Origin of the sequence: Chachezhania sediminis, from assembly GCF_009765275.1 — a bacterium.
In the GTDB taxonomy this organism is placed as follows: Bacteria; Pseudomonadota; Alphaproteobacteria; order Rhodobacterales; family Rhodobacteraceae; genus Chachezhania; species Chachezhania sediminis.
Genome location: NZ_VOPH01000002.1, coordinates 544,018 through 566,604 on the forward strand (window position 1 = coordinate 544,018; position 22,587 = coordinate 566,604).

General features: G+C 66.6%; 22 protein-coding genes. 12 read left to right on the forward strand and 10 right to left on the reverse strand.

Features of this window, described 5'->3' with window-relative positions:
- Window positions 1-92 precede the first annotated feature (92 nt).
- From FQK05_RS07475 to nth, 3 genes are read right to left on the reverse strand one after another with little or no spacing between them, the layout of a single operon-like run.
- Window positions 93-689, reverse strand: coding sequence for a GNAT family N-acetyltransferase (locus FQK05_RS07475; RefSeq protein ID WP_158965293.1), 597 nt, complete (start codon window positions 687-689; stop codon window positions 93-95).
- A 4-nt stretch (window positions 690-693) separates the two neighbouring features.
- The gene (locus FQK05_RS07480) at window positions 694-1,686 is read right to left on the reverse strand and encodes an adenosine kinase (protein WP_158965294.1); all 993 of its coding nucleotides are present in this window, start codon (window positions 1,684-1,686) and stop codon (window positions 694-696) included.
- Window positions 1,683-2,330: an endonuclease III gene (nth, locus tag FQK05_RS07485; protein WP_158965295.1), complete on the reverse strand. Its 648-nt coding sequence runs from the start codon at window positions 2,328-2,330 to the stop codon at window positions 1,683-1,685. The genes FQK05_RS07480 and nth overlap by 4 nt, the downstream gene beginning before the upstream one ends.
- A 272-nt stretch (window positions 2,331-2,602) precedes the next feature.
- Here nth and FQK05_RS07490 point away from each other — a divergent pair, with 272 nt between their 5' ends.
- The 3 genes from FQK05_RS07490 (at window position 2,603) to FQK05_RS07500 (ending at window position 5,010) form a co-directional block, all read left to right on the forward strand.
- On the forward strand, window positions 2,603-3,472 hold the full coding sequence (locus tag FQK05_RS07490; protein ID WP_158965296.1) for a methylated-DNA--[protein]-cysteine S-methyltransferase: 870 nt from the start codon (window positions 2,603-2,605) through the stop codon (window positions 3,470-3,472).
- A gap of 156 nt (window positions 3,473-3,628) precedes the next feature.
- A complete protein-coding gene (locus FQK05_RS07495; protein ID WP_158965297.1) occupies window positions 3,629-4,327 on the forward strand; it encodes an OmpA family protein in 699 nt (232 codons plus the stop codon).
- A gap of 140 nt (window positions 4,328-4,467) precedes the next feature.
- On the forward strand, window positions 4,468-5,010 hold the full coding sequence (locus FQK05_RS07500; RefSeq protein WP_158965298.1) for an NADPH-dependent FMN reductase: 543 nt from the start codon (window positions 4,468-4,470) through the stop codon (window positions 5,008-5,010).
- A 213-nt stretch (window positions 5,011-5,223) separates the two neighbouring features.
- On the opposite strand, the gene FQK05_RS07505 is transcribed toward FQK05_RS07500, so the two are convergent.
- Together FQK05_RS07505 and FQK05_RS07510 are read right to left on the reverse strand one after the other, a co-directional pair.
- Window positions 5,224-5,625 carry a VOC family protein gene (locus FQK05_RS07505; protein WP_158965299.1) on the reverse strand — a complete coding sequence of 134 codons (402 nt, stop codon included), beginning with the start codon at window positions 5,623-5,625 and terminating at the stop codon, window positions 5,224-5,226.
- A 16-nt stretch (window positions 5,626-5,641) separates the two neighbouring features.
- Window positions 5,642-6,673 carry an NAD(P)/FAD-dependent oxidoreductase gene (locus FQK05_RS07510; protein ID WP_158965300.1) on the reverse strand — a complete coding sequence of 344 codons (1,032 nt, stop codon included), beginning with the start codon at window positions 6,671-6,673 and terminating at the stop codon, window positions 5,642-5,644.
- 55 nt (window positions 6,674-6,728) lie between these two features.
- Between FQK05_RS07510 and mnmD the strand changes: the two genes are divergently transcribed.
- Both mnmD and FQK05_RS07520 read left to right on the forward strand, forming a co-directional pair.
- On the forward strand, window positions 6,729-7,442 hold the full coding sequence (gene mnmD, locus FQK05_RS07515) for a tRNA (5-methylaminomethyl-2-thiouridine)(34)-methyltransferase MnmD (RefSeq protein ID WP_233270412.1): 714 nt from the start codon (window positions 6,729-6,731) through the stop codon (window positions 7,440-7,442).
- Window positions 7,439-8,311: a DMT family transporter gene (locus tag FQK05_RS07520; RefSeq protein ID WP_158965301.1), complete on the forward strand. Its 873-nt coding sequence runs from the start codon at window positions 7,439-7,441 to the stop codon at window positions 8,309-8,311. Before mnmD ends, FQK05_RS07520 begins: the two co-directional genes overlap by 4 nt.
- A 193-nt stretch (window positions 8,312-8,504) precedes the next feature.
- On the opposite strand, the gene FQK05_RS07525 is transcribed toward FQK05_RS07520, so the two are convergent.
- Window positions 8,505-10,499 (reverse strand): lytic transglycosylase domain-containing protein, encoded by a 1,995-nt coding sequence (locus FQK05_RS07525; protein ID WP_158965302.1) that lies wholly within the window; start codon window positions 10,497-10,499, stop codon window positions 8,505-8,507.
- 223 nt (window positions 10,500-10,722) lie between these two features.
- Between FQK05_RS07525 and dapA the strand changes: the two genes are divergently transcribed.
- The 6 genes from dapA to FQK05_RS07555 all read left to right on the forward strand — a co-directional run bounded on the left by dapA (window position 10,723) and on the right by FQK05_RS07555 (window position 17,877).
- On the forward strand, window positions 10,723-11,598 hold the full coding sequence (gene dapA, locus FQK05_RS07530) for a 4-hydroxy-tetrahydrodipicolinate synthase (RefSeq protein ID WP_158965303.1): 876 nt from the start codon (window positions 10,723-10,725) through the stop codon (window positions 11,596-11,598).
- A gap of 432 nt (window positions 11,599-12,030) precedes the next feature.
- The gene (locus FQK05_RS07535) at window positions 12,031-14,832 is read left to right on the forward strand and encodes a molybdopterin oxidoreductase family protein (protein ID WP_158965304.1); all 2,802 of its coding nucleotides are present in this window, start codon (window positions 12,031-12,033) and stop codon (window positions 14,830-14,832) included.
- A complete protein-coding gene (locus FQK05_RS07540) occupies window positions 14,829-15,563 on the forward strand; it encodes a 4Fe-4S dicluster domain-containing protein (protein ID WP_158965305.1) in 735 nt (244 codons plus the stop codon). The genes FQK05_RS07535 and FQK05_RS07540 overlap by 4 nt, the downstream gene beginning before the upstream one ends.
- Complete coding sequence (locus FQK05_RS07545; protein WP_158965306.1) at window positions 15,564-16,430, forward strand: dimethyl sulfoxide reductase anchor subunit family protein; 867 nt, start codon at window positions 15,564-15,566, stop codon at window positions 16,428-16,430.
- A gap of 60 nt (window positions 16,431-16,490) precedes the next feature.
- Entirely contained in the window at window positions 16,491-16,835 is a 345-nt protein-coding gene (locus FQK05_RS07550; RefSeq protein ID WP_158965307.1) for an ArsR/SmtB family transcription factor, read from the forward strand.
- Window positions 16,828-17,877 carry a permease gene (locus FQK05_RS07555; RefSeq protein ID WP_158965308.1) on the forward strand — a complete coding sequence of 350 codons (1,050 nt, stop codon included), beginning with the start codon at window positions 16,828-16,830 and terminating at the stop codon, window positions 17,875-17,877. Before FQK05_RS07550 ends, FQK05_RS07555 begins: the two co-directional genes overlap by 8 nt.
- 79 nt (window positions 17,878-17,956) lie before the next feature.
- Here the strand turns inward: FQK05_RS07555 and FQK05_RS07560 are convergent, their stop codons facing one another.
- Entirely contained in the window at window positions 17,957-19,348 is a 1,392-nt protein-coding gene (locus tag FQK05_RS07560; protein ID WP_158965309.1) for an aminotransferase family protein, read from the reverse strand.
- Between the two features lie 226 nt (window positions 19,349-19,574).
- Between FQK05_RS07560 and FQK05_RS07565 the strand changes: the two genes are divergently transcribed.
- Window positions 19,575-20,384 carry a division plane positioning ATPase MipZ gene (locus FQK05_RS07565; protein WP_158965310.1) on the forward strand — a complete coding sequence of 270 codons (810 nt, stop codon included), beginning with the start codon at window positions 19,575-19,577 and terminating at the stop codon, window positions 20,382-20,384.
- Between the two features lie 118 nt (window positions 20,385-20,502).
- Here FQK05_RS07565 and FQK05_RS07570 read toward each other — a convergent pair whose 3' ends face one another.
- From FQK05_RS07570 to FQK05_RS07580, 3 genes are all read right to left on the reverse strand, one after another.
- Window positions 20,503-21,093 (reverse strand): SCO family protein, encoded by a 591-nt coding sequence (locus FQK05_RS07570; protein WP_158965311.1) that lies wholly within the window; start codon window positions 21,091-21,093, stop codon window positions 20,503-20,505.
- Between the two features lie 7 nt (window positions 21,094-21,100).
- Window positions 21,101-22,075: a DUF1775 domain-containing protein gene (locus tag FQK05_RS07575; protein ID WP_158965312.1), complete on the reverse strand. Its 975-nt coding sequence runs from the start codon at window positions 22,073-22,075 to the stop codon at window positions 21,101-21,103.
- 94 nt (window positions 22,076-22,169) lie between these two features.
- The gene (locus tag FQK05_RS07580) at window positions 22,170-22,523 is read right to left on the reverse strand and encodes a hypothetical protein (protein WP_158965313.1); all 354 of its coding nucleotides are present in this window, start codon (window positions 22,521-22,523) and stop codon (window positions 22,170-22,172) included.
- Between the last annotated feature and the right edge of the window lie 64 nt (window positions 22,524-22,587).

The window sequence follows — 22,587 nt, forward strand, 5'->3', positions numbered from 1 at the left end:
GCGACGGCCGCTGGCCTTCCTGCTGAAACGTCAGACGTCCCGCCGCGCAGATTTCGGATTCTGCGCAGAGGGCGAGTCTTGTTCTTTGATGGTCAGGGACGGACCAGCGGGATCTGCGGGGCGCAGTGCTCGGGGATCAGGCCCTTCAGGCGCGGGTCGGGCTGGTGTTCGAATTCCCGGGCATAGGGGACGAAGCCGGATCGCATGTAGAACGGCACCGCCTTCTGATCGTCGAAGGTGCAGGTATGGACCCAGAATCGCGTGATCGGGCGGGACCAGGCCAGGATGACCGCAAGGTTCATCAGCGCCCGTGCTGCCGTCGTGCCGATCATGGGCCCGCTGACGCCGAAGAACTTCAGCTCGCATTCGCCCATTGTGCGGAAATCCAGCTCCATCAGCCCTTCGGCCTGGCCGTCGACCATCAGCGCGTGAACCTGCACCTCGGGGTCGTGGAGGATCGCGGTCAGGTCCGCGTCGCTCATCTCCAGGCGGGAAGACCAGATATAGGCCTCGCCCACACGCCGGAACAGCGCGCGATACCAGTCCGGATCCGGTCGTTCGACCCGTTCGATCCGGGCGCCCTCGGGCGGGGTGGCGGGACGGATCGGCGCCCGTTCCAGCATCTGCATATGGGTGATCACACAAGCCACGTGGCCGGGCGGGACGGGAAGGACGGTGATGTCGGTCATCGAATCAGAGCAGCCCCGCGTCCTTCATCAGCGCCGCGACCGAAGTCTCGGGCCGGGGGCCGATATGGGAAATCACCTCGCGCGCGGCGACATTGCCCATGCGCGCGGCGGTTTCCATGTCGCGGCCGGTGGCCATGCCATAGAGGAAACCCGCCGCGAACTGGTCGCCCGCGCCGGTGGCATCGGTGACCTTGATCTTTTCCACGGGTACGTCGATCCGCCGCGTGCCCTGCATGACCGACACGCCGTCGCCCGACCGGGTGCAGACCACCAGATCGCAAAGCGCGGCGGTCAGGGACAGCGCGTCCTCCAGTCGGTCGGTCTGGAACAGGGAACAGATCTCGGCCTCGTTGCCGATGACATAGTCCATTTCGTGTTCGATCAGGCCCAGGAAGTCGCCGCGATGGCGGTCGACGCAGAACGGGTCGGAAATCGCGATCCCGGTCTTGCCCCCGGCCTTGCGGCAGGCGCGCGCGGCCTTGCGGAACGCTTCCTTCCCCTTGTCCTTGTCGAAGAGATATCCTTCGAGGAACATCAGTTCGGTGTCGGCCGCGATCTCCTCGGGCACGTCTTCGGACCCAAGTTCGGCCGAGATGCCCAGATAGGTGTTCATCGACCGCTCGCCATCGGGCGAGACGAAGATCATCGAGCGCGAGGTCGGCAGTTCGCCCGACGGGATCGGTGCGTTGACGAAGGTGACGCCGTCCTTTTCCATCGCTTCGGCGTAGAACTTGCCCAACGAGTCGTCGCGGACACGGCCGATGAAGGCGGTCCGGAGCCCCAGCGCGCCGGCGCCGGCGATGGTGTTGGCCAGGGACCCGCCCGGCGTCTGGACGCGTTCGCGCATGGCGGCATAGAGCACTTCGGCCCGTTCGCGTTCGACAAGCTGCATGATCCCCTTTTCGATTCCCATGTGATCCAGGAAATCGTCGTCATGCTGCGAGATGACATCGACGATGGCATTGCCGATGCCGACAAGCTGGTAGGTCTTCTTCATAGCTGGGTCTTGTCCTCGAATTCGCAGAGATCGGCGATCAGGCAGGTCGGGCACTGCGGCTTGCGCGCCTTGCAGTGATAGCGACCGTGCAGGATCAGCCAGTGATGGGCGTGAAGCTGGTAGGGGGCCGGGATATTGTCCTCGATCGCCCTTTCGACAGCGTTGACGTCCTTGCCGGGCGCGATGCCCGACCGGTTGCCGACCCGGAAGATGTGGGTGTCGACCGCCTGGGCCGGAAAATGCCACCACATGTTCAGCACCACATTGGCCGTCTTGCGCCCCACGCCCGGAAGCGATTGCAGCGCTGCGCGGGAGGACGGGACCTCGCCCCCGTACTGCTCGACCAGGATCCGGCTGAGCGCCATCACGTTCTTCGCCTTGTTGCGGTAAAGCCCGATGGTCTTGATGTGCTGGATCAGCTGCTCCTCGCCCAGGGTCAGCATCTTTTCCGGCGTGTCGGCGATTTCGAACAGCGCCTTCGTGGCCTTGTTCACGCCGGCATCGGTGGCCTGCGCGGACAGCGCCACGGCGACCAGCAGGGTGAAGGCATTGGTATGGTGCAATTCGCCCTTGGGTTCGGGCTCGGCCGCGTGGAAGCGGGCGAAGATCTCGCTGATCGTGGTGTAATCGAGCTGTCGGGCCATGAGCACGAGCTATGCCCGTTTGACCCGCGTGGGGCAAGGGAAGGCTGCAGGGTGCGGGGATGGCGCGCACCTTTGGCGGAAAGGCGGTGCGCGGGAACCACGCAACCCACGGGGCGGTTTGCGTGTTGCGGTCGACGGGGGGCTCTGCCCCCGGCCGCGCCTTTGGCGCGACTCCCCCGGAGGTATTTGGAAAGAGAAGAAGGCGCAGGTTTCGGGTCGATTGGCGGGGCAGGGCGGCGTATTTTCCGGGAAAGCCAGTTGGAGTCTTTGTCATGAACATCCAGGCCGTCGAGCCCGCAGAAGACGGGTATCATTACCAGGTGATGCGCCGCGCGATCGAGCTGATCGATGCCGCGGACCGGGACGGGGCGCAGCTGACGCTGGAGGCGCTGGCGCGGCAGATGGACATGAGTCCCGCGCATTTCCAGCGCCTGTTTTCGGCCTGGGTGGGCGTGTCGCCCAAGCGCTACCAGCAATACCTGGCGCTGGGCCATGCCAGGACCCTGTTGCGGGACCGCTTCACCACGCTGGAAACCGCCCATTCGCTGGGACTGTCGGGGACGGGTCGGTTGCACGACCTGTTCCTGCGCTGGGAGGCGATGAGCCCGGGCGAGTTCGCACGGAAGGGCGAGGGGCTGACGATCTTCTGGGGCTGGTTCGAAAGCCCGTTCGGCCCGGCGCTTGTCATGGGGACCGAGAAGGGGATCTGTGGCCTGGGTTTCGCCGCCGAGAACGGCGCCGAAGAGGCGATGTCCGATCTTGTCGGGCGCTGGCCCCATGCCACCTTCGTCGAGGATGCGACCATGCTGCGGCCCTGGGTGCTGGAGGCCTTCGGCGCCGAACGGACCGAGTTGAGCCGGGCGCCCCTGTTCCTGATCGGGGCGCCGTTCCAGATCAAGGTCTGGGAGGCGCTTTTGCAGATCCCGTCGGGGCAGGTCACGACCTATTCCGAGATCGCGAATTCCATCGGGTCGCCCCGTGCGGTGCGGGCGGTGGGGACGGCGGTGGGCCGGAACCCGGTCAGCTGGCTGATCCCGTGCCACCGGGCGCTGCGGAAAAGCGGGGGGCTGGGCGGCTATCACTGGGGGCTGCCGGTGAAACGGGCGCTTCTGGCCTATGAAACCGCCCGGGCCGAGGCCTGAGGGGGCCAAAAAGCGCATTTCGGGGCCCTGGCAGTGCAATTGGTGCCTTTAGCCGGTGCAGCATGCCGTGTAATCTACCGCCTATATGTCCTGCCGGGAAGCGAAGCCCTATATCGGGGGCCGGCGGCAGGATGCGAGCAGAGGACCACGCGTATCATGACCCGCCAAGTTTCCGGCGCCCGGCGTCGATTCAGAACCTTGCCTTTCATCGTGCCCGCCCTGGCCGGGGCGCTGGCTCTGTCGGCCTGTACCGATCCGGCGAAGCTGGGGACCGATCTGGCCCCGGGCAATGCCCACCAGAACCGGAACAACGCGGCCGTCGCCGGCGGCATCGTGGGCGGCGGTCTTGGGGCGATCTTCGGCGGTTCGACCACCGCGGCCGTGGCGGGCGCTGCCGTCGGTGCCATGGCCGGTGCCGCAATCGGGGACGAACTGGACAAACAGGCCGCCCAGCTGCGCAACCAGCTGACAAGCCAGGGCGTGACCGTCCGGCAGGATGGCCAGCGCGTGATCGTGACGCTGCCGCAGGACATCACCTTTGCCACCAACAGCTTTGCCGTCAAGGACAGCCTGAAGCCGGATCTGGCCCGGCTGGCGCAAAGCATGAATGCCTATCCGAACAGCACCGCGCAGGTCATTGGGCACACCGACAATACCGGCGATGCGACCTACAATATCGGGCTGTCGCAGCAGCGGGCCGAGGCGGTATCGAACATCCTGATCATCGACGGCGTGGCGGCCAGCCGGCTGCGGACCGTGGCGGCTGGGGAATCCTCGCCCATCGCGTCTAACCTGACGGAAGAGGGCCGCGCCCAGAACCGTCGGGTCGAAGTTGTGATCACCCAGAACAACTGATCGCCGGTCGCGCGGCGGTGGCGCAATGGTGCCGCCGCAAAGACGCGGTTCGGACGGCCAAGGGTTGAAACCCTGTCCGGGCCTGCGAGGATGGGTCCGGGCGGTGCGCCGATGGCACCGCGATGACAGAGAGACATGCGATGACCGACACGCCCCGCCTTCTGGGCCTTTGCGGCGCGCTGCGCGCCGGCTCGACCAACCGGATGCTGATGCTGGAGGCGGCGCGGCTGTTCGGCCCGGCCGACTTTTCCGCCGCGGATCTGGACCTGCCGCTCTACGATGGCGATCTGGAGGACAGTGCGGGCATTCCCGACAAGGTCGCCGCCCTGGCCGAGGCGATCAAGGCTGCGGATGCGGTGATCATCTCGACGCCCGAGTACAACAAGGGGATCACGGGCGTCCTGAAGAACGCGTTGGACTGGGTCAGCCGGACCAAGCTGGCGCCGTGGTCGAACAAACCGGTGGCGGTGGTGTCGGCGGCCGCTGGGCGGTCGGGGGGCGAGCGCGGACAGGCGATGCTGCGCCAGTGCCTGGTGCCGTTCCAGCCGCGGTTGATCAGCGGTCCCGAGGTGCACCTGGCGAATTCGTCGAAGGAATTCGACGAGGAGGGCCGCCTGACCAGCGAGGTCTACACGAAGACGCTGGCCACGCTGATGGAAAAGCTGCGGGCCGATATCGGCTAGGGGGCATCGTCTTCGAAATGAATGTCCTACCCGGCCGCGGGGCAGGGTAGCGGTCGGCCTGCCCCCGCCGAATTCATTTGGCGGCGGCCGTTTCGCGGGCTTTCCGTGGGTCGGCCGCTGCCGTTTTCGCGATGGCGCAGGACGTCCCGCCGATCTGGCGTTGCGCCGCACGAAGATGTTGCGCGGTGCAGCCTTCAATCCGTGCAGGCATCCTCAGCCGGCGTTCGAAATCTCGACCAGGTTTCCGTCCGGATCCCGCAGGTAAATCGAGGTCAGCGGCCCCGTGGCCCCGGTGCGCGGCACGGGGCCGTCCAGGACGGACAGGCCGATTGCCTCCAGATGCGCGATCCAGATGTCGACAGAGGTGTCCGACAGGAAGCACAGGTCGGCCGTCCCGGGCAGGGCGACCAGCGCCTTCGGCTCGAAGGGGCTTTCCGCCGGATGAAGATTGATCTTCTGGCTGCCGTATTTCAGCGCCAGACGTTCGGTCCCGTCGGTGACGGTGAAGCGTTCCGCCTCCATGCCCAGCCCGTCGCAATAGAAGGCCAGGGTGCGGTCGATATCCGCCACGGTCAGGACCAGATGGTCGAGGGCGGACAGGGTCGGGGTTTGCATGATTTTGCTCCGTAGCTCAGAACGAGGTTTCGACGGCGAAGGCGGGGGGATAGGTGACGCGGCCGTCCAGGATCAGGTCGGCCATGCACTGGGCCACCTTGGGCGCCATGCCGAACCCGATCTTGAAGCCGCCATTGGCAATGAAATGGCCGGGCCTTTCGGGCCAGGGGCCCAGCATCGGCGCCCGGCTGCGGGCGCGGGGGCGCAGGCCGGCCCAGCGGTCGATCACCGGCGCACCGAAAAGGGCAGGCACCAGTTCCACAGCCCTGGTCAGAAGGCCGTCCAATTGCGCATCCGTGCCGGTAGGGTCGTCAAAGATCCGCTCTGTCGTTGAACCGATGGCGACGGTTCCGTCCGCGTGGGGCACGATATGAACGCCGTCCGCGAAAATCTGCGGCATGTCGGGGGCGGCAAAGCCCAGCAGCGCGGACTGCCCCTTGATGCCCTGCCCGACGATACGCGGGCGATCCCGGGACAGGGCGTCCAGACCCGCGGCACCGGTCGCCCAGACGACGGCGCCACGGTCCGGGCCTTCGGCATGGATCGAAACGCCGCGCACCTTCAGCGCAGCCACCAGCGCCGCCACGCCGGCACGGGGCGAAACGCGGGCGGTCAGGGTGTCATGGACGTAGAGGCCGGTCGGGCTGGGCGGGACGAAGCCGCCGTCGGGGCGCGGGATCACTTCCCAGATTGCCGCACCTTTCCAAAGTGCTAGCGCAGATGCGGAACGGTCGCGGGCCAGGTCCACCGCGCGGTCGTCGGCCAGCGGTTGCAGCCGGCCGGTCCGGGCATAGCCCGGATCGCGGCCGCCGGCTTCGGCAATCCCGGCCCACATGGATTCGGCCAGCAGGAGGCTATCGTATTGAAAGGCTTTCTTGTCGTTCCAGTTCTCGGGCACATGGGGGGCGAGCGCGCCGACATGACCGCCGCTGGCGCCCGCACCGGGCCCGGCCGGGTCCACGACCTGGACCTTTGCGCCGCGCGCCACAAGCGCCCATGCGACCGACAGGCCAAAGACGCCCGCCCCGCGTACCGTGACATCGACCATTGCCAAACCCCTTCCGGCAGGCCACATTCGCGCCTCCTGAGAGGAGACAGGATCCGTGGTAGGCGAACATTTCGACGAGGGCCAGCAGGCTTGGCTGGCTGGCCCGACGGGCTTGACCTGGACTCCGGGCGGCGTTCCGATCTCGCGTCGGTTCGAAGACCCGTATTTCTCGTTGTCGGACGGCTTCGAGGAAACGAAGCACGTCTTCCTGTCAGGCAACGATCTTCCCGCCCGTCTTGTTCCCGGCTTCCGCATCGCCGAACTGGGTTTCGGAACGGGCCTGAACCTGCTGGCGACGGCGCAGATGCTGCGCGACAACGGCCTGCGCGGCCCGCTTTATTACACCACTTTCGAAGCTTTCCCCCTGTCCAAGGCCGAGGCCGCGGCGGCATTGTCGGCCTTTCGGGTGCTGGACGGTCCGGCCTCGGAACTGCTGGAGGTCTGGGACGATCTGGGCACCCGGCCGGTGTCCTTGTCAAACGGGCTCTCTCTTGAGGTGATCGTCGGCGATGCCCGCCAGACCCTGCCGCAGTGGGCGGGGCAGGCGGATGCGTGGTTCCTGGACGGTTTCGCCCCGGCACGGAACCCGGAGCTGTGGGAGCCGAGCCTGCTGCAGGCGGTGGCGCGCCACACCGCGCCGGGCGGGACGGCCGCGACATATACGGCAGCGGGCCGGGTACGGCGCGCGCTCGACACGGCGGGCTTTGACGTCGAGCGGGTGGAAGGATATGGGCGCAAGAGACATATGACCAAGGCCCGCCTTCGATGAGTCCATCCGAAAGCCAGACGCGCGCCGGGATCCTTCTGATGATCGGCGCGACACTGGTTTTCGCGACGCAGGACGGTCTCTCGCGGCATCTTGCCAGTGAATACAACACCATCATGGTGGTGATGATCCGTTACTGGTTCTTTGCCGCCTTCGTCATCGCCATCAGTGCCCGCAAGGCTGGCGGCCTGCGCGCCGCAATCCGCACAGAACAGCCGCTGTTGCAGGCCTTCCGTGGCTTCCTTCTGGCGGGCGAGGTCTGTGTCGCGGTCTATTCGTTCACGCTTCTGGGCCTGATCAACAGCCAGGCGATCTTCATCGCCTATCCGTTAATGGTGGCGGCCCTGTCGGGGCCGGTGCTGGGCGAACAGGTCGGGTGGCGGCGCTGGACGGCCATCGGCATCGGCTTCGTGGGCGTTATCCTGATCCTGCAGCCGAACGATGGCGTGTTCGAACCCGCGGCCATCGTGCCGGTGATCTCGGCCACGATGTTCGCGCTCTACGGTCTGTTGACGCGCTACGTGGCGCGGAAGGACACGACGGCCACCAGCTTCTTCTGGACCGGCACCATGGGGGCCGTGATGATGACCGTCGTCGGCCTGCCCTTCTGGGAGCCGATGGCGGCGTCGGACTGGTCGTGGATGGGGATTCTTTGCGTCACCGGTGTGCTGGGGCACTGGCTGCTGATCCGCTGCTACGAACTGGCCGAGGCCTCTGCCGTGCAGCCCTTCGCCTATCTTCACCTTGTCTTCGCCGCGATCATAGGCACAGCCGTCTTCGGCGAGGTGATCCGCATGAACGTCGCCATCGGCGCCGCCATTGTGGTCGGCGCGGGCCTGTTCACCTTGTGGCGGGAACGCGTGCGGGGGTAGGTCCGGCATGGCCCGGACGGAACGTCAGACTTTCCAGCAATCAGACGAGCGGCCGCCCCGAGGGGGGGGCTGGTCGCCCGCGACCTGGCCTGCGGCCGGTTCGCCCCTGAATTCTGTGAAAACCTCGACCTTTCTGCGGATCGCCCGCGACCCCGCTTGCTCAAACGGCAACGTCCCGCTGCATTCGGAACGATCACTGCTTTCGCGCGACCTTCAACAGGGATCCCTTCAGTTCTTCCGAGAACGGCACCGGCAGCGGCTCCAGCCCCAGCCGGGCGCGGTAGATCGGCAGGCTTTCGGTCACCCGCATGACATAGTTCCGGGTCTCGTCGAAGGGGATCGCCTCGATCCAGTCGACTACATCGACATCGGCCCGGCGCGGGTCGCCCATCTGGGCCATCCAGCGTACCGGCCGTCCGGGACCCGCGTTGTATCCGGCCGACATCAGCACCGGATTGCCGTCGAACTGGTCCGACAGTTTTGCAAGGTATTCCGCGCCCAGCGTCGCATTGTAGCGCCAGTCGGTGATCAGCCGGTCGGTCGAATGACCGTCGTCCAGATCCAGCGACACGGCCACCGCCTGCGCCGTGGCCGGCATCACCTGCATCAGCCCCCGCGCGCCCGCGCCCGAAATCACCGTGGGGTCGAACTCGCTTTCCCGCCGGGCGATGGACAGGACCATTTCCGGCGCCATGGCCAGGCGCATCCGGCCGACATCGTGGACCGGGTAATAGGCCTCGGCCAGGACCACACCGTCCTGCGCCGCGCGCTTGGCGATCATGACGGCCAGGTGGGGGTGGTCTTCCTCGATCGCCCAATGGCCCAGCTGAGCGGCCGATACCGGGTCCAGCCCTTCGACAAGATGGGTCAGGAAACGTTCGCCCAGCACCGCGTCGCCGGCGTCCAGCAGCATCTGGCCGGCCTCGAAGACAGAGGAGTTCAGGAATGGCGCGCTGTCCAGCGGCGGCACCTCGGGCGGGTCGACCAGTTCGGGATCGAAGGGCCGGCCCAGCTTCTCGGCCGCCAGCAGGCCGTAGTAGGACGTCTGTTGCAGCGCGCCTTCGGCATAGGCCAGGTCCGCCATTTCCCGGTCGCCCATCGCCTCGTAGGCGCGGCCCCGCCAGTACCCGCCGCGTCCCTTGGAAATCGGGGTTTCGACCGCCGCGTCGAACAGCTCGAAATGGCCGGCGGCGCGTTCGGGGTCCTTCAGCATGGTCAGCGCGACATAGCCCGCGATCCAGTGGAGGTCGGCATAGACATAGCCGTCCGCAGGGCTGAGGAACCCGGTTGAGGCCAGCTGATAGGCGCGCTTCGCATGGCCGGCCAGCATTTCCGTCCTTGCGTAATCCGCGCGGCGGCGGGCCCAGGCGGCAGGCTCGCCCAGGGACGCGGCGTTCCTGCCTTGCTGGATCAGCAGTTCCATCGCGTCGGCGCGTCGGCCCTTGCGGGCCCGCCATTCGAAACGCGCATGCGCCAGGCCCGGGGCGCTGGACCAGGGCGCCGGCACCTCGGCGATCAGCGTGTCGACATTGCCGGCGCCGGTATAAAGCCCGATCCGCGCCTGGGCGAGCTTTTGCGGACCTTCGCCCACCAGCATCAGGAGCTGCCGCGCGCTGGCCAGGTGGCCGTCCCACAGCATCCGATCCAGCCGCGACTCGGTATGGGGGCGCAGCAGGTCGCCGTATTTCGACAGATATTCGGCCTGAACGTCCGCGCCCATGGCCATGGTGCGCCAGGCCAGGACCAGGTTCGCCTCGGCCTCGCCCACCTCTCCGTCGTCGATCAGGGCACGGGCCTGGATCAGCACGCCTTCGGGGCTTTGCGCCATCTCGTCCCCGAAGAATTCCCGGACCTGGGATGACGGAGCGGTAAGGAACGCGGCCTCGCTCTTTTCCCGCAGCCAGTCGAGGCCCGGCCAGTCCGGGTTGCGGGCCAGGAAATCCATCACCTCGTCCGGCGTGCCCTTGCCGGCGCGAAGATAATACCATTCGATCACGTCGCGGCCCGGGCTGTCTTCCGGCCCCGCATAGTCGCGCGCCAGATCCCAGTCGCCCGAACGCAGGGCGTCCATCGCGGCGCCAAGGTCCGGTGGCGCGGCCAGGACCGGGCCGGCTCCGGCCAGGGGCAGGCAGGTCAGGGCAAGCACAGAGACGGTGCGTCGAACGTGGCGAAAGATGGCCGGGGCCATGATGTGACAATATCCTTTTGGCAGAGAGTTGCGGCGCAGGCCCCCAACGCCCCTTGCATTTTCCGCCGGGGTGAGGCTAGAGGCACAGCAATCGTTCCCGTCCGTCCCGCGCTGAACAACTCAAAAATGCGGGAGATGGCGCAAGAAGGCGTAAACCCGCGCGGCATCTGATAGGGATATGGGGCGATCCGGGTGCAACTCAACCAGCGACAGGAGAGCGCAGATGTTCAAAGGCTCGATGCCGGCCCTCGTCACACCGTTCCGTAACGGCGAGCTGGACCTGGATGCACTCAAACAATTGGTCGAATGGCATATCTCGGAAGGGTCCTCGGGCCTGGTGCCGGTGGGCACGACCGGGGAAAGCCCGACCCTGTCGCATTCCGAGCACGAGATCGTGGTCGAAACCGTGGTCAAGGCCGCAGCCGGCCGGGTGCCAGTGATCGCAGGCGCAGGATCCAACAACACGATCGAGGCGATCCGCCTGATCCGCCACGCGGAAAAGGTCGGCGCCAGCGCGGCACTGGTCGTGACGCCCTATTACAACAAGCCCACCCAGCGGGGGCTGATCGCCCATTTCACGGCGCTGCACGACTGCTGCACACTGCCGATCGTGATCTACAACATCCCGCCGCGATCGGTCATCGACATGACCCCGGCCACGATGGGTGAACTGGCGAAACTGCCGCGGATCGTGGGCGTCAAGGACGCGACCGGCGACGTGACCCGTGTCAGCAAGCAGCGCGCGACCTGCGGACCGAATTTCGTCCAGCTGTCGGGCGAAGATGCCAGCGCGCTGGGCTTCAATGCCCATGGCGGCGTCGGCTGCATCTCGGTCACCGCGAACGTGGCGCCGCGGCTTTGCGCCGAATTCCAGGCGGCGACACTGGCCGGCGACTATGCCAAGGCGCTGGAATACCAGGACAAGCTGATGCCCCTCCACGACGCGATCTTCCTGGAGCCGGGCCTTGTCGGTGCGAAATACGCCATGTCCAGACTGGGCCTGTGCAGCGCCGAGGTCCGCCTGCCGCTGACCGGCCTGACCGACGCGACCTGTGCCGCGATTGACGCGGCCATGGCCCACGCCGGCCTCGTCGGCTGACCCTTGGGCATCGGGGCGGGTTCGACCTGCCCCGACCCGCCGGGCCGTGCCGCTGCGCCGGTCCCGTAATCTTTCCTATTTCTGCCAGCCTTTCGCCACGGGGCCGAAGGCCCGGGCACAGGCAAGCTGGACGCGCATCTGACCGGCCAGGCAAGGGCCGGCACTGCCTTTGCCCTGTCCGGCATGACCGTCACAGCCCGCCGGGATAACGAAAAAGCCTGACGCAGGGCTTCCGCGCGACCTTCGCCTTGCCGACAGTCTGGCGGCACTGTTCCCCACGGCCGAGACGGTGCAGTGCGACAGTGGGTCGGACACACGTTCCAGAGATTCGTCGGGTATCGGGAGATTTTCCCGTCATTGCGCAGAAGGGGAAGAAATTCTCTCGCCTGAGGGGAAATGGCGCGCTACGCTCCGCCCAGTTTCGGAGAACCCATGACCCCGACCAAGACCCCGACTGCCCCCGCGTCCCCGTTCGCTGACGAGATCCGCAAGACCACCTGCTACATGTGCGCCTGCCGGTGCGGGATCGACGTCCATATCAAGGACGGGCGGGTTGCCTATATCGACGGGAACCGCGACCATCCCGTGAATGGCGGGGTGCTGTGCGCCAAGGGATCGGCGGGGCTGAAAAGCCACACCGCGCCGTCCCGCCTGCGCGCGCCCCTGCGCCGGACCGGCCCCCGCGGTTCGGGGGAATTCGAGGAAATCACCTGGGAAGAGGCGCTGTCGACCGCTGCCGACTGGCTGCGGCCGATACGGCAGGACGCGCCTGAAAAGCTTGCCTTCTTCACCGGGCGTGATCAGTCGCAAAGCTTCACCGGATTCTGGGCGCAGGCCTATGGCACGCCGAACTATGCCGCCCACGGGGGCTTTTGTTCGGTCAACATGGCGGCGGCCGGGATCTACACGATGGGCGGCGCCTTCTGGGAGTTCGGGCAACCGGACTGGGACCGGACGAAGCTGCTGGTGCTGTTCGGCGTGGCCGAGGATCACGACAGCAACCCGATCAAGGTGGGCCTGGGCAAACTGAAGGGCCGCGGCGCGCGGGTGATTTCCGTCAACCCGATCCGCACCGGCTACAGCGCCATCGCGGATGACTGGTACGGGATCACGCCAGGGACCGACGGGCTGCTGATCCTGTCGCTGATCCACGTGCTGCTGAAGGCCGGGAAGGTGGACCTGGACTACCTTGCCCGCTGGACCGATGCGCCAGTCCTGCTGAAGGAGGCGCCGGGCGCCCCCGATCACGGGCTGGTCTTGCGGAACGACGAGGGCAAGGCGCTGGTCATCGACCGCCGCACCGGCCAGCCTGCGCCTTTCGACGCGGCCGGCGTGCGGCCCGATATGGGCGGGCGGCTGGTGAAGGACGGCACGTCCCACCGCACCGTCTTCGACAAGCTGATCCGCCGCTACATGGATCCGATCTATGCGCCCGAGGCCGTGTCGCGCGCCTGCGGCATCGCCCCCGACCGGATCCATGCGCTGGCCGCCACGCTGGCCGATGCGGCCTTTTCCGAACCCGTGACCATCGCCCAGCCCTGGACCGATTTCCGCGGCGAACGGCACGAGGAAATGACCGGCCGCCCGGTGTCGATGCACGCGATGCGCGGGATTTCGGCCCATGCCAACGGATTCCAGACGGCGCGCGCGCTGCATGTGCTCCAGATCCTGCTGGGCACAGTCGAAACCCCCGGCGGTTTCCGGTTCAAGCCACCCTATCCGAAGCCGTTCCATGCCCATCCCGTGCCCCACAGCGCCTGCCACCCAGGCACGCCCCTGGCCGGCCCGCATCTGGGCTTTGTCCGCGGGCCCGACGATCTGGCCCTGAAGGACGACGGGACGGCGGCGCGGATCGACAAGGCCTTCACCTGGGACAACCCGATGTCGGCCCATGGGCTGATGCACATGGTCATCGCCAACGCCCATGCCGGTGACCCTTACAAGATCGACACGCTGTTCCTCTACATGGCGAACATGGCGTGGAATTCGTCGATGAACACCGCCGGCACGATGCAGATGCTGACGGATACCGACGAAAACGGCGACTATGTCATCCCGCGGATCATCTATTCCGACGCCTACGCGTCGGAAATGGTGGCCTATGCCGACCTGATCCTGCCGGATACGACCTATCTGGAGCGGCACGACTGCATCTCGCTTCTCGACCGCCCGATATCCGAGGCCGACGCCGCCGCCGATGCGATCCGCTGGCCGGTGGTCGAACCCGAAAGGCCGGGCCATGAAGGCGTCCGTGGCTTCCAGTCCGCACTGCTGGATCTTGGCGTGCGGCTGGGCCTGCCCGGTTTCGTGGATGGGGACGGTCAGGCGCTTTACAGCGATTACGCCGACTACATGGTCCGCCACGAACGCCGCCCCGGTATCGGTCCGCTGGCCGGTTGGCGTGGCGAGGACGGAAGCAGGGAAGGGCGCGGCGCACCGAACCCGGATCAGCTGCAACGCTATATCGACAATGGCGGCTTCTGGGTCGGGCACATGCCGGACGAGGCGCGGTTCTTCAAGCCGTGGAACAGGGCCTACCAGGACTGGGCGGTGAAGATGGGGTTCTATGACGCCCCGCAGCCCTATCTTTTTTCGCTTTACTGCGAACCGTTGCGGCGGTTCCAGCTGGCGGCCGAAGGTCATGGCGAGCGTCAGCCGCCCGAACGCCTGCGCGCCCGGATCAAGGCGCAACTGGACCCGCTGCCGCTTTGGTACCGGGCCGAGGCGGAAGGCGACACCGACTATCCGATCCACGCCCTGACCCAGCGGCCGATGGCCATGTACCACAGCTGGGGCAACCTGAATGCCTGGCTGCGTCAGATCCACGGGGCCAATCCGCTTTACGTCCCGCTGGAGATCATGGAACAGCACGGCCTGAAGGACGGCGACTGGGCGCACGTGACTTCGCCCCACGGGCGGATCACGGTGCCGGTCGTGGGGATGGCGGCGGTCAACGGGAAAACCGTCTGGACCTGGAACGCCATCGGCAAGCGCAAGGGCGCCTGGGCGCTGGACGACGGCGCGCGCGAAGCGACCGAAGGGTTCCTGTTGAACCACCTGATCCACGAATTGCTGCCGCCCAAGGGCGACGGGCAGCGCTGGTCGAATTCCGATCCGGTCACCGGGCAGGCCGCATGGTTCGACCTGAAGGTCCGGATCGAGAAGGCCGCGGTCCAGCCCGAATCCCAGCCCGCCTTTCCGCCCCTGAAACGCCCGCCGGGGATCCGCCCATGACCTGCCTGCCGACGACAACCGACCGCAAGCTGGGTCTGGCCATCGACCTGGATACCTGCGTCGGCTGCCATGCCTGCGTGATTTCCTGCAAGGGCTGGAACGCGGGCGATGACGGCGCGGGGCTGGGCGATGCCGACCCCTATGGCGCCGATCCCCTGGGTGCCTTCCTGAACCGGGTCCACACCTTCGAGGTTCAGCCAGAGGATGCGCCGGCCCAGATCGTCCACTTCCCCAAGTCCTGCCTGCATTGCGACGACGCGCCCTGCGTCACAGTCTGTCCCACCGGCGCCAGCCTGAAGCGGACCGAGGACGGGATCGTTCTGGTGAACGAGGCCGACTGCATCGGTTGCGGCCTGTGCGCCTGGGCCTGCCCCTATGGCGCGCGCGAAATGGACCCGGTGGCCAAGGTCATGCGCAAGTGCACGCTGTGCGTCGACCGGATCTACAACGACGCCCTGCCCGAGGAAGATCGTATTCCGGCCTGCGTCCGCACCTGCCCGGCCGGCGCCCGGCATTTCGGCGACTTCGCGGATCCCGACAGCCATGTCAGCCGCCTGACCGCCGAACGCGGCGGGTTCGCCCTGATGCCGGAACAGGGGACCCGGCCGGTCAACCGCTATCTGCCGCCCCGGCCCCGCGACCGGGCGCCCGAGGTGCCGATGCTGACGCCGGTGGCCGAGGAACCGACCGGTTTCCTCGCCTGGCTCGACCGCGCGCTGGAGAAGCTCTGAATGCACCCCGCACCGTCCGTGATCCTGTTCACCTCGCTCAGCGGGCTGGGCTTCGGCCTGCTGGTGTTCCTGGGCCTTGGCCTGCCGCCCGTCACCGGCTGGGTCGCCTTTGTCTTCTGGCTGATCGGCTACGTGCTGGCCTGTGGGGGGCTGATCGCCTCGACGTTCCATCTTGGCCACCCGGAACGGGCGCTGAAGGCCTTCACCCAGTGGCGGTCCAGCTGGCTGAGCCGCGAGGCCTGGGGATCCGTGATTGCCCTTGTGCTGATGGCCATCACCGGCATCGGCGCCGTCTTCCTGGGCGCGCGCTGGGCGCTGCCCGGCGTGCTGGGCGCACTGGTCTGCCTGGGGACGGTCTTCATCACGTCCATGATCTATGCACAGCTGAAATCCGTGCCCCGCTGGCACAGCGCATGGACTCCGCTCCTGTTCCTGGCGATCTCGCTTGCCGGCGGGGCGCTGTTGGCCGGGCAGGCATCCGTCGCGGTGCCGCTGCTGCTTTTGGCCGGTGCCGTGCAGATCGTGGCCTGGTTCGCGGGCGACAGGGCGATGGGTCGGTCAGGCACGACGCTGGCAACGGCCACCGGCCTTGGCCCCAAGGTTCGCCTGCTGGCGCCGCCCCATACCGGCCCGAACTACCTGACGCAGGAAATGGTCTTCGTCATCGGCCGCAAGCACGCCACGCGCCTTCGGGCCATCGCGCTGCTTCTGATGAGCGTCCTGCCCGTGATCCTGCTGCTTTTGCCGTTCCACCACCTTCTGGGCCTTCTGGCCGTCCTGTTCCACGTCGCAGGCGTCGTCGTCTCGCGCTGGCTGTTCTTCGCGGAAGCGGAACATGTCGTTGGCCTTTACTACGGGCAACGCTGAAGCCTCTTGCGCCACAGATTGATTCTATATAACTAGGTTACTAGTTTTATGGAGGTGATCATGGACTGGACGAAGGCGGCCGAAGGGTTTTCGGCCATGGGATCCGAAGCGCGCCTGCAGGTCCTGCGCGCGCTGATCCGGGCGGGCAGTGCGGGGCTGACGGTGGGCGACATCCAGACCCGCACCGGCATGGCGCCGTCCACTTTGGCGCACCACCTGAAGGCGCTGGCCGCCGGCGGTGTGGTCGAACAGGAAAAGCAGGGCCGGACGGTGATCAACCGCGCGTCCTATGCCCGGCTGAACGCGCTGGCGCAGTTCATCCTGTCGGAATGCTGCGCGGACGAGGCGCTGCTGGCGGGGGCCTTGTGCGGTGGCTCCGAAGCAAAGGAACCGGCAGATGGCTGACATCTCGCATGAGGCAGGTTCCGCGCCCCGGAAAGGCCCGGGGCTGGGCGCGCGGCTGAAACTGCTGAATTCGCCCCTGACGGCCATCGTGGCGATTTTCGCCGCCGTGGCCATCTGGGACGGGCACAATCTGGGCGACGTCTTCGGGATCGCCATCGGATCGCTGATCGGGACCGCGCCCTATATCTTCTTTGCCGTGCTGCTGCTGGCCTATCTGAAGGCCACGGGGGCGGAAACCGCGCTGTCCAAGGCCTTTGAGGGGCGAGAGACCCGGATGATCGTACTGGCCGCGATCTTCGGCGGGCTGGCGCCGTTCTGTTCCTGCCAGGTCATCCCCTTCATCGCCGGGCTTCTGGCGCTGGGCACACCCCTGTCGGCAGTGATGGCCTTCTGGCTGTCGTCGCCGCTGATCGACCCGCCGACGCTGCTGATCACGGCCGGTGCGCTGGGCTGGCCCTTTGCCATCGGCAAAGCCGTCGCGGCCGTGGGGCTGGGGCTTGCGGGTGGCTTCATCATCCGGGCGCTGATGCGCACCGGCGCCTTTGCCGAGCCGCTGAAGATCCAGCAACGCACCCGCTGCGGCTGCGGCGCCAAGACCAACGGCAAGCCGGAATGGCGCTTCTGGACCGAAGCCCCGCGGCGCGAGACCTTCCGCCACGAACTGGTGACCAACGCGCTGTTCCTGCTGAAGTGGCTGGCGCTGGCCTATACGCTGGAAGGGATCATGATCGAATACATGCCCGCCGACCTGATCGCCCGCGTGGTGGGCGGCGAAGGCGTGGTGCCCGTGGTGATCGCGGCGCTGGTGGGGATGCCGGCCTATCTGAACGGCTATATTGCCCCGCCGCTTCTGGCCGGATTGATCCAGCAGGGTATGTCCATCGGTGCCGCCATGGCCTTCGTGATCGCGGGTGCCGTGTCGTCGATCCCCGCCATGGCCGCCGTCTGGTCGCTGGTTAAACCCCGCGTCTTCGCCGCCTATCTGGGGCTGGGGATCGTCGGTGCCATCGTGTCGGGCCTGATCTTCCAGGCGGTGGTCTGAGGGGTCAGCCCTGCGCAGGCCATGAAAAAGGCGCCCCGGCAAGCCGGGACGCCTTCTTTCGTTTCCGAACGGCTGACGATCAGCCGAAGACCTTCGTCAGCGCCTTGTCGAGCGTCGACGTGATCAGGTCGATGTCGTCCTTGGTGGCGATCAGCGCGGGCGAGAAGCAGAGCGTGTTGTTCTTGCCCGGGATCGACCGGTTGGTGACCCCGATCAGCACGCCTTCGGCCGCGCAGGCGCCGACAACGGCCTGGGCGTCCTTTTCGGCCACCGGTTCCTTGGTCCCGCGGTCGGCCACCAGTTCGGCCCCGCAGAACAGGCCCGCGCCGCGGACGTCGCCGATGACGGAATGCTTGTCCATCAGCTCGGCCAGGTTGTCCATCATGCGCGCACCCATGGCGGTGCAGTTGTCCAGAAGCTTCTCGTCCTCGATGATCCGCATGTTCTCGATCGCGGCCGCCGGGCCGGCCGTGCAGCCGCCGAAGGTCGAGATGTCGCGGAAATAGTTCAGCGGGTCGGACGGATCGTCCTTGAAGCCGTCGAAGACGGATTCCTTCGTCACCAGGCAGGCGATGGCCGCATAGCCGGAGGCCACGCCCTTGGCCATGGTCACCATGTCGGGTTCGATCCCGTAGTTCTGGTAGCCGAACCATGTGCCGGTTCGGCCGACGCCGCAGACGACCTCGTCGATGTGCAGCAGGATCTCGTACTTCTTGCAGATCTCCTGGACCTTCTGCCAGTACCCGTCGGGCGGCACGATGACGCCGCCGCCGGCGGTGACGGGCTCAAGGCAGATGGCGCCCACGGTGTCGGGCCCTTCGGCCAGGATCACCTTTTCGATCTGTTCGGCCGCCCAGACGCCATAGTTTTCGACCGGGGCGCCGTCCTGTTCGTGCTTGCGGTATTCCAGGCAGTGCGGGACGCGCACGAAGCCGTCCAGGAAGGGGCCGTATTGCGCGTTGCGTTCGTCCTGGCCGCCGGCCGACAGGGCGCCGATGGTGGTGCCGTGATAGTCGCGGTCGCGGTAGAGGATCTTCCACTTCTTGCCGCCATGCTTGGCATGAGCCAGCTGGCGGACCATCTTGAAGGCCTTCTCGTTCGCCTCGGACCCGGAGTTGGTGTAGTAAACCCGCTTCAGGCCCGGCATCTTCTCGATCAGCTTTTCGGCGAAGATCGCACCGGGAACGGACCCCGCGGCACCGGCGAAATAGTTCAGCTTCAGAAGCTGGTCGCGGACGGCATTGGCGATGGATTCGCGGCCATAGCCCACGTTCACGGTCCAGACGGCGCCCGACACGGCATCCAGGAATTCCTTGCCGTTCTGGTCCCAGACCCGCATGCCCTTGCCTTCGACGATGATCCGCGGATCCGACGTCTCGAAGGGTTTGTGCTGGGTCAGGTGGTGCCAGACATGGGCCTTGTCGGCCTCGACCACGTGGCTGATGTCATTCTGGGAAAGTTGTCCGTCCATGGCCGGTCCTTTCGAACGTCGCGCCGCCGCCGAAGCGCGGGGCGCGGAGAGGGGAATAAATACCAGGAGCAGATCACAACATGGGGACACGCGCCAGTCCCATCGCGCGGTGTGGCCTCATGTCGATGCCATGGATTTTTGGCAGGTCTCCGGGCATGGATCCCTACACAAGCGGGCCTGCGCGGGATAGAAGGCGAGCCTTGAGGAACGGGAACGGGCAGGGCGCATGGCGCATATCATCGTCGTCGGCAACGAGAAGGGCGGGGCGGGGAAATCCACCGTCTCCATGCATGTGGCTACGGCCCTGTCGCGGCTGGGCAAGACGGTTGCCGTGCTGGACCTGGACCTGCGGCAGCGGTCGCTGCTGCGCTACATGGAAAACCGGCAGGATTTCATCAAGCGTTCGGGGATCGAGCTTCCGACGCCCACCTATCACGAACTGCCGGAGATCGACCCGTCGACCCTGGCCGAGGGCGAGAACGTCTTCGACAAGCGCCTGACGGCCGCGGTCGAGGGCGTGGCGCCGGATTGCGACTTCATCCTGATCGATTGCCCGGGTTCCCATACGCGGCTCAGCCAGATGGCGCATTCGCTGGCGGATACGCTGATCACGCCGCTGAACGACAGTTTCGTCGATTTCGACCTGCTGGCGCGGATCGACCCCAAGGCGGAAAAGATCCTGGGCCCGTCGGTCTATTCGGAAATGGTCTGGAACGCGCGGCAATGGCGGGCGCAGGCGGGGCTGCAGGCGATCGACTGGATCGTGGCGCGCAACCGGGTCGGCAGCCAGCGGATGCTGAACAAGGACAAGATGGCCAAGGCGGTGTCGATGCTGGCCAAGCGCATCGGTTTCCGAGTGGCGCCGGGCTTCAGCGAAAGGGTGATCTTCCGCGAATTGTTCCCGCGCGGCCTGACGCTTCTGGACCTGAAGGACATCGGGATCAAGCAGCTGAACATCTCGAACATCGCGGCCCGGCAAGAGATGCGGGACCTGATGAAGGCCCTGAACCTTCCCAACGTCATGATCGACTTCTAGGCGGCCGGCCGCCGCATCGAAGGCGACTTAAAGCGCCTTCCGTGGGGTGGCGCGGACCCTGCAGGCCCGCGCAGGCCAAGCCGCCGGAAGGAAGCGGCCTGGCCCAGGCCGGACCCGGTCAGAGCACGTTGCGGATCTTGGCCAGAGCCTCGTCCTGGGACGAGCCATAGCTGATCGGCTGGTCGAAACGGCCTTTCGCATCGAAGAGCAGCACATAGGCCGTGTGGTCCATCGTATAGCCGCCGCCGTCGATGGGGACCTTGCGGGCATAGATCCGGAAGGCCTTGATCGCCTTGTCGATCTCGGCCCGTGACCCGGACACGCCGACCACTCCGGGGACCCAGCCGACATAGTCGCCCAGCATTTCCGGCGTGTCCCGTTCCGGATCGACGGTAACGAAGAAGACGCGCAGTTCCTCTCCGTCCTCGGCCAGCTCTGCCTGCCAGCCGGCGACTTCGCCCAGCGTGGTCGGGCAGACCTCCGGGCAATGGGAGAAGCCGAAGAACACGGCCGAGGGCGCGCCTTTCAGCGTGTCCTGGGTGAAGACCGTCCCGTCGGTGGCCACCAGTTCATAGTCGCCATGGCCCAGCTGGTCGGCGATCGTCCGGTTCAGCTTCGGCTCCAGCCATGCGACCCAGATAGCGGCGAGGAAGGCCAGGACCCCCAGCCCCCCCGCTGCCACCAGCACCAGCTTGCGTGCGGTTGTCATGGCTGTCTCAGTTCGAGCCATGGCCGGCATGGTTGCCATGACCGCCCGACTTCACGTCCTTGCGGTCCTTCACCGGGAAGGTCATCGAAACCTTGCCCGCCTTGGCGAAGTCCAGCGTGACCTCGACCTCTTCGCCGGCGACCAGGGGCTGCTTCAGGTCCATGAACATGACGTGATAGCCGCCCGGCTTCAGGTTGACTGTCTCGTGCGCCTGGATCGGCAGGCCGCCGGGCAGCTCCCGCATCTTCATGACGCCGTCTTCCATCTTCATCTCGTGGATCTGCATCTCGCCCGCGACGGGGGATGAGGCGCCCACCAGCACGTCGCCTTCGGCGCCGGTGTTCGAGATCGTCACGAACCCGCCCGCAACCGGCTGGTTCGGCAGGGTCGAGATGGTAAAGGGCCCGGACAGTTCCAGTGCTCCCAGCGTCACCGGGGCCATGGCCATGCCGTGGCCGTGGTCTGCGCCACCCGCGCCAGCGACCAGGGTCAGCTTCGGCGCCGGATTCGGCACGTCATGGGACCCGCTGGTGTCGGTCCAGTCGGCCACGCCGTTGGCGCAGGTCTGCAGCGACGGGAAGAACAGCACCGTGCCGGGTTCCATGTTCGGACCGACCGTGCCGCGGACGGTGAACTCGTCGTACCAGGCATCTTCCAGGTGGCCGCCGGACCAGGTGACCACCTTCGGGCCTTCGGTCATCTGCGTGCCGTGGTTGTCATAGGGCGTGGCATAGGCGCCGGTCTCGATCGCCAGGTCCCAGCCGGGCTTGGGCATCGGCTTCACGGCATAAAGGCCTTCGGGGATCTCGATCCGGACGGTATGGGTCGCCTCGCCCTTGCAGCCGTGAGGCACGCGCAGGGTGACCTTGGTGGTGGTGCCGATGGCGGCTTCCTTCTGTTCCAGGGTGGCATGGGCCAGCGCGGATCCGGCGGTTGCGCAAAGTGTCAGGGCCGCGATGGCGGCGGATTTCAGGATGGTCATGTCTGTCTCCAAGGGGTCCCGCAGTGCCGGCAGGGCCGGATCACGTCACGGGGCCGGCCAGTTGCGGCCGGTCATTGATCTGATGAGCGAAAGGTCAGATCAGCCGCGGTGGTGCGCGGACGGAGACGTGGGAAAGCGTGTATTGCGGCCCCGACACCAGGTCGCGCCCGGTATCGGAAGCGACAGAGTAGACGGCCGGATGGGCGCGGTCGGGCGCCTGCGCCTGCGGCGGGGTCGGCAGCTTGTGGCAGAACGGGCAGTCGTGGTCGTGGTGGCCGTGACCGTCGACGGCACAGAGATCATCGACCGTGGCCCCCATGGCCAGCATCTGTTCCATGCCGGCATCGGACCGGTCGGGCGCCATCAGGGACGCCGACACGACACTGAACGCCGCCAGCATCAGCACGGCGGCAATCGCGATCAGGGTCTGGCGGAACGAACGGTCCATGCGCCTGTTTACTCCTCCGTCAGGGCAGGCGCAAAGGGGTGCGGCTGTCGCAGGGCAGGGGTGG

Bases quoted from the DNA above. Each gene is read 5' to 3' on its own strand.
- FQK05_RS07475 (WP_158965293.1), bottom strand. From the start codon at position 689: ATGACCGACATCACCGTCCTTCCCGTCCCGCCCGGCCACGTGGCTTGT.
- FQK05_RS07480 (WP_158965294.1), bottom strand. From the start codon at position 1,686: ATGAAGAAGACCTACCAGCTTGTCGGCATCGGCAATGCCATCGTCGAT.
- nth (WP_158965295.1), bottom strand. From the start codon at position 2,330: ATGGCCCGACAGCTCGATTACACCACGATCAGCGAGATCTTCGCCCGC.
- FQK05_RS07490 (WP_158965296.1), top strand. From the start codon at position 2,603: ATGAACATCCAGGCCGTCGAGCCCGCAGAAGACGGGTATCATTACCAG.
- FQK05_RS07495 (WP_158965297.1), top strand. From the start codon at position 3,629: ATGACCCGCCAAGTTTCCGGCGCCCGGCGTCGATTCAGAACCTTGCCT.
- FQK05_RS07500 (WP_158965298.1), top strand. From the start codon at position 4,468: ATGACCGACACGCCCCGCCTTCTGGGCCTTTGCGGCGCGCTGCGCGCC.
- FQK05_RS07505 (WP_158965299.1), bottom strand. From the start codon at position 5,625: ATGCAAACCCCGACCCTGTCCGCCCTCGACCATCTGGTCCTGACCGTG.
- FQK05_RS07510 (WP_158965300.1), bottom strand. From the start codon at position 6,673: ATGGTCGATGTCACGGTACGCGGGGCGGGCGTCTTTGGCCTGTCGGTC.
- FQK05_RS07520 (WP_158965301.1), top strand. From the start codon at position 7,439: ATGAGTCCATCCGAAAGCCAGACGCGCGCCGGGATCCTTCTGATGATC.
- FQK05_RS07525 (WP_158965302.1), bottom strand. From the start codon at position 10,499: ATGGCCCCGGCCATCTTTCGCCACGTTCGACGCACCGTCTCTGTGCTT.
- dapA (WP_158965303.1), top strand. From the start codon at position 10,723: ATGTTCAAAGGCTCGATGCCGGCCCTCGTCACACCGTTCCGTAACGGC.
- FQK05_RS07535 (WP_158965304.1), top strand. From the start codon at position 12,031: ATGACCCCGACCAAGACCCCGACTGCCCCCGCGTCCCCGTTCGCTGAC.
- FQK05_RS07540 (WP_158965305.1), top strand. From the start codon at position 14,829: ATGACCTGCCTGCCGACGACAACCGACCGCAAGCTGGGTCTGGCCATC.
- FQK05_RS07545 (WP_158965306.1), top strand. From the start codon at position 15,564: ATGCACCCCGCACCGTCCGTGATCCTGTTCACCTCGCTCAGCGGGCTG.
- FQK05_RS07550 (WP_158965307.1), top strand. From the start codon at position 16,491: ATGGACTGGACGAAGGCGGCCGAAGGGTTTTCGGCCATGGGATCCGAA.
- FQK05_RS07555 (WP_158965308.1), top strand. From the start codon at position 16,828: ATGGCTGACATCTCGCATGAGGCAGGTTCCGCGCCCCGGAAAGGCCCG.
- FQK05_RS07560 (WP_158965309.1), bottom strand. From the start codon at position 19,348: ATGGACGGACAACTTTCCCAGAATGACATCAGCCACGTGGTCGAGGCC.
- FQK05_RS07565 (WP_158965310.1), top strand. From the start codon at position 19,575: ATGGCGCATATCATCGTCGTCGGCAACGAGAAGGGCGGGGCGGGGAAA.
- FQK05_RS07570 (WP_158965311.1), bottom strand. From the start codon at position 21,093: ATGACAACCGCACGCAAGCTGGTGCTGGTGGCAGCGGGGGGGCTGGGG.
- FQK05_RS07575 (WP_158965312.1), bottom strand. From the start codon at position 22,075: ATGACCATCCTGAAATCCGCCGCCATCGCGGCCCTGACACTTTGCGCA.
- FQK05_RS07580 (WP_158965313.1), bottom strand. From the start codon at position 22,523: ATGGACCGTTCGTTCCGCCAGACCCTGATCGCGATTGCCGCCGTGCTG.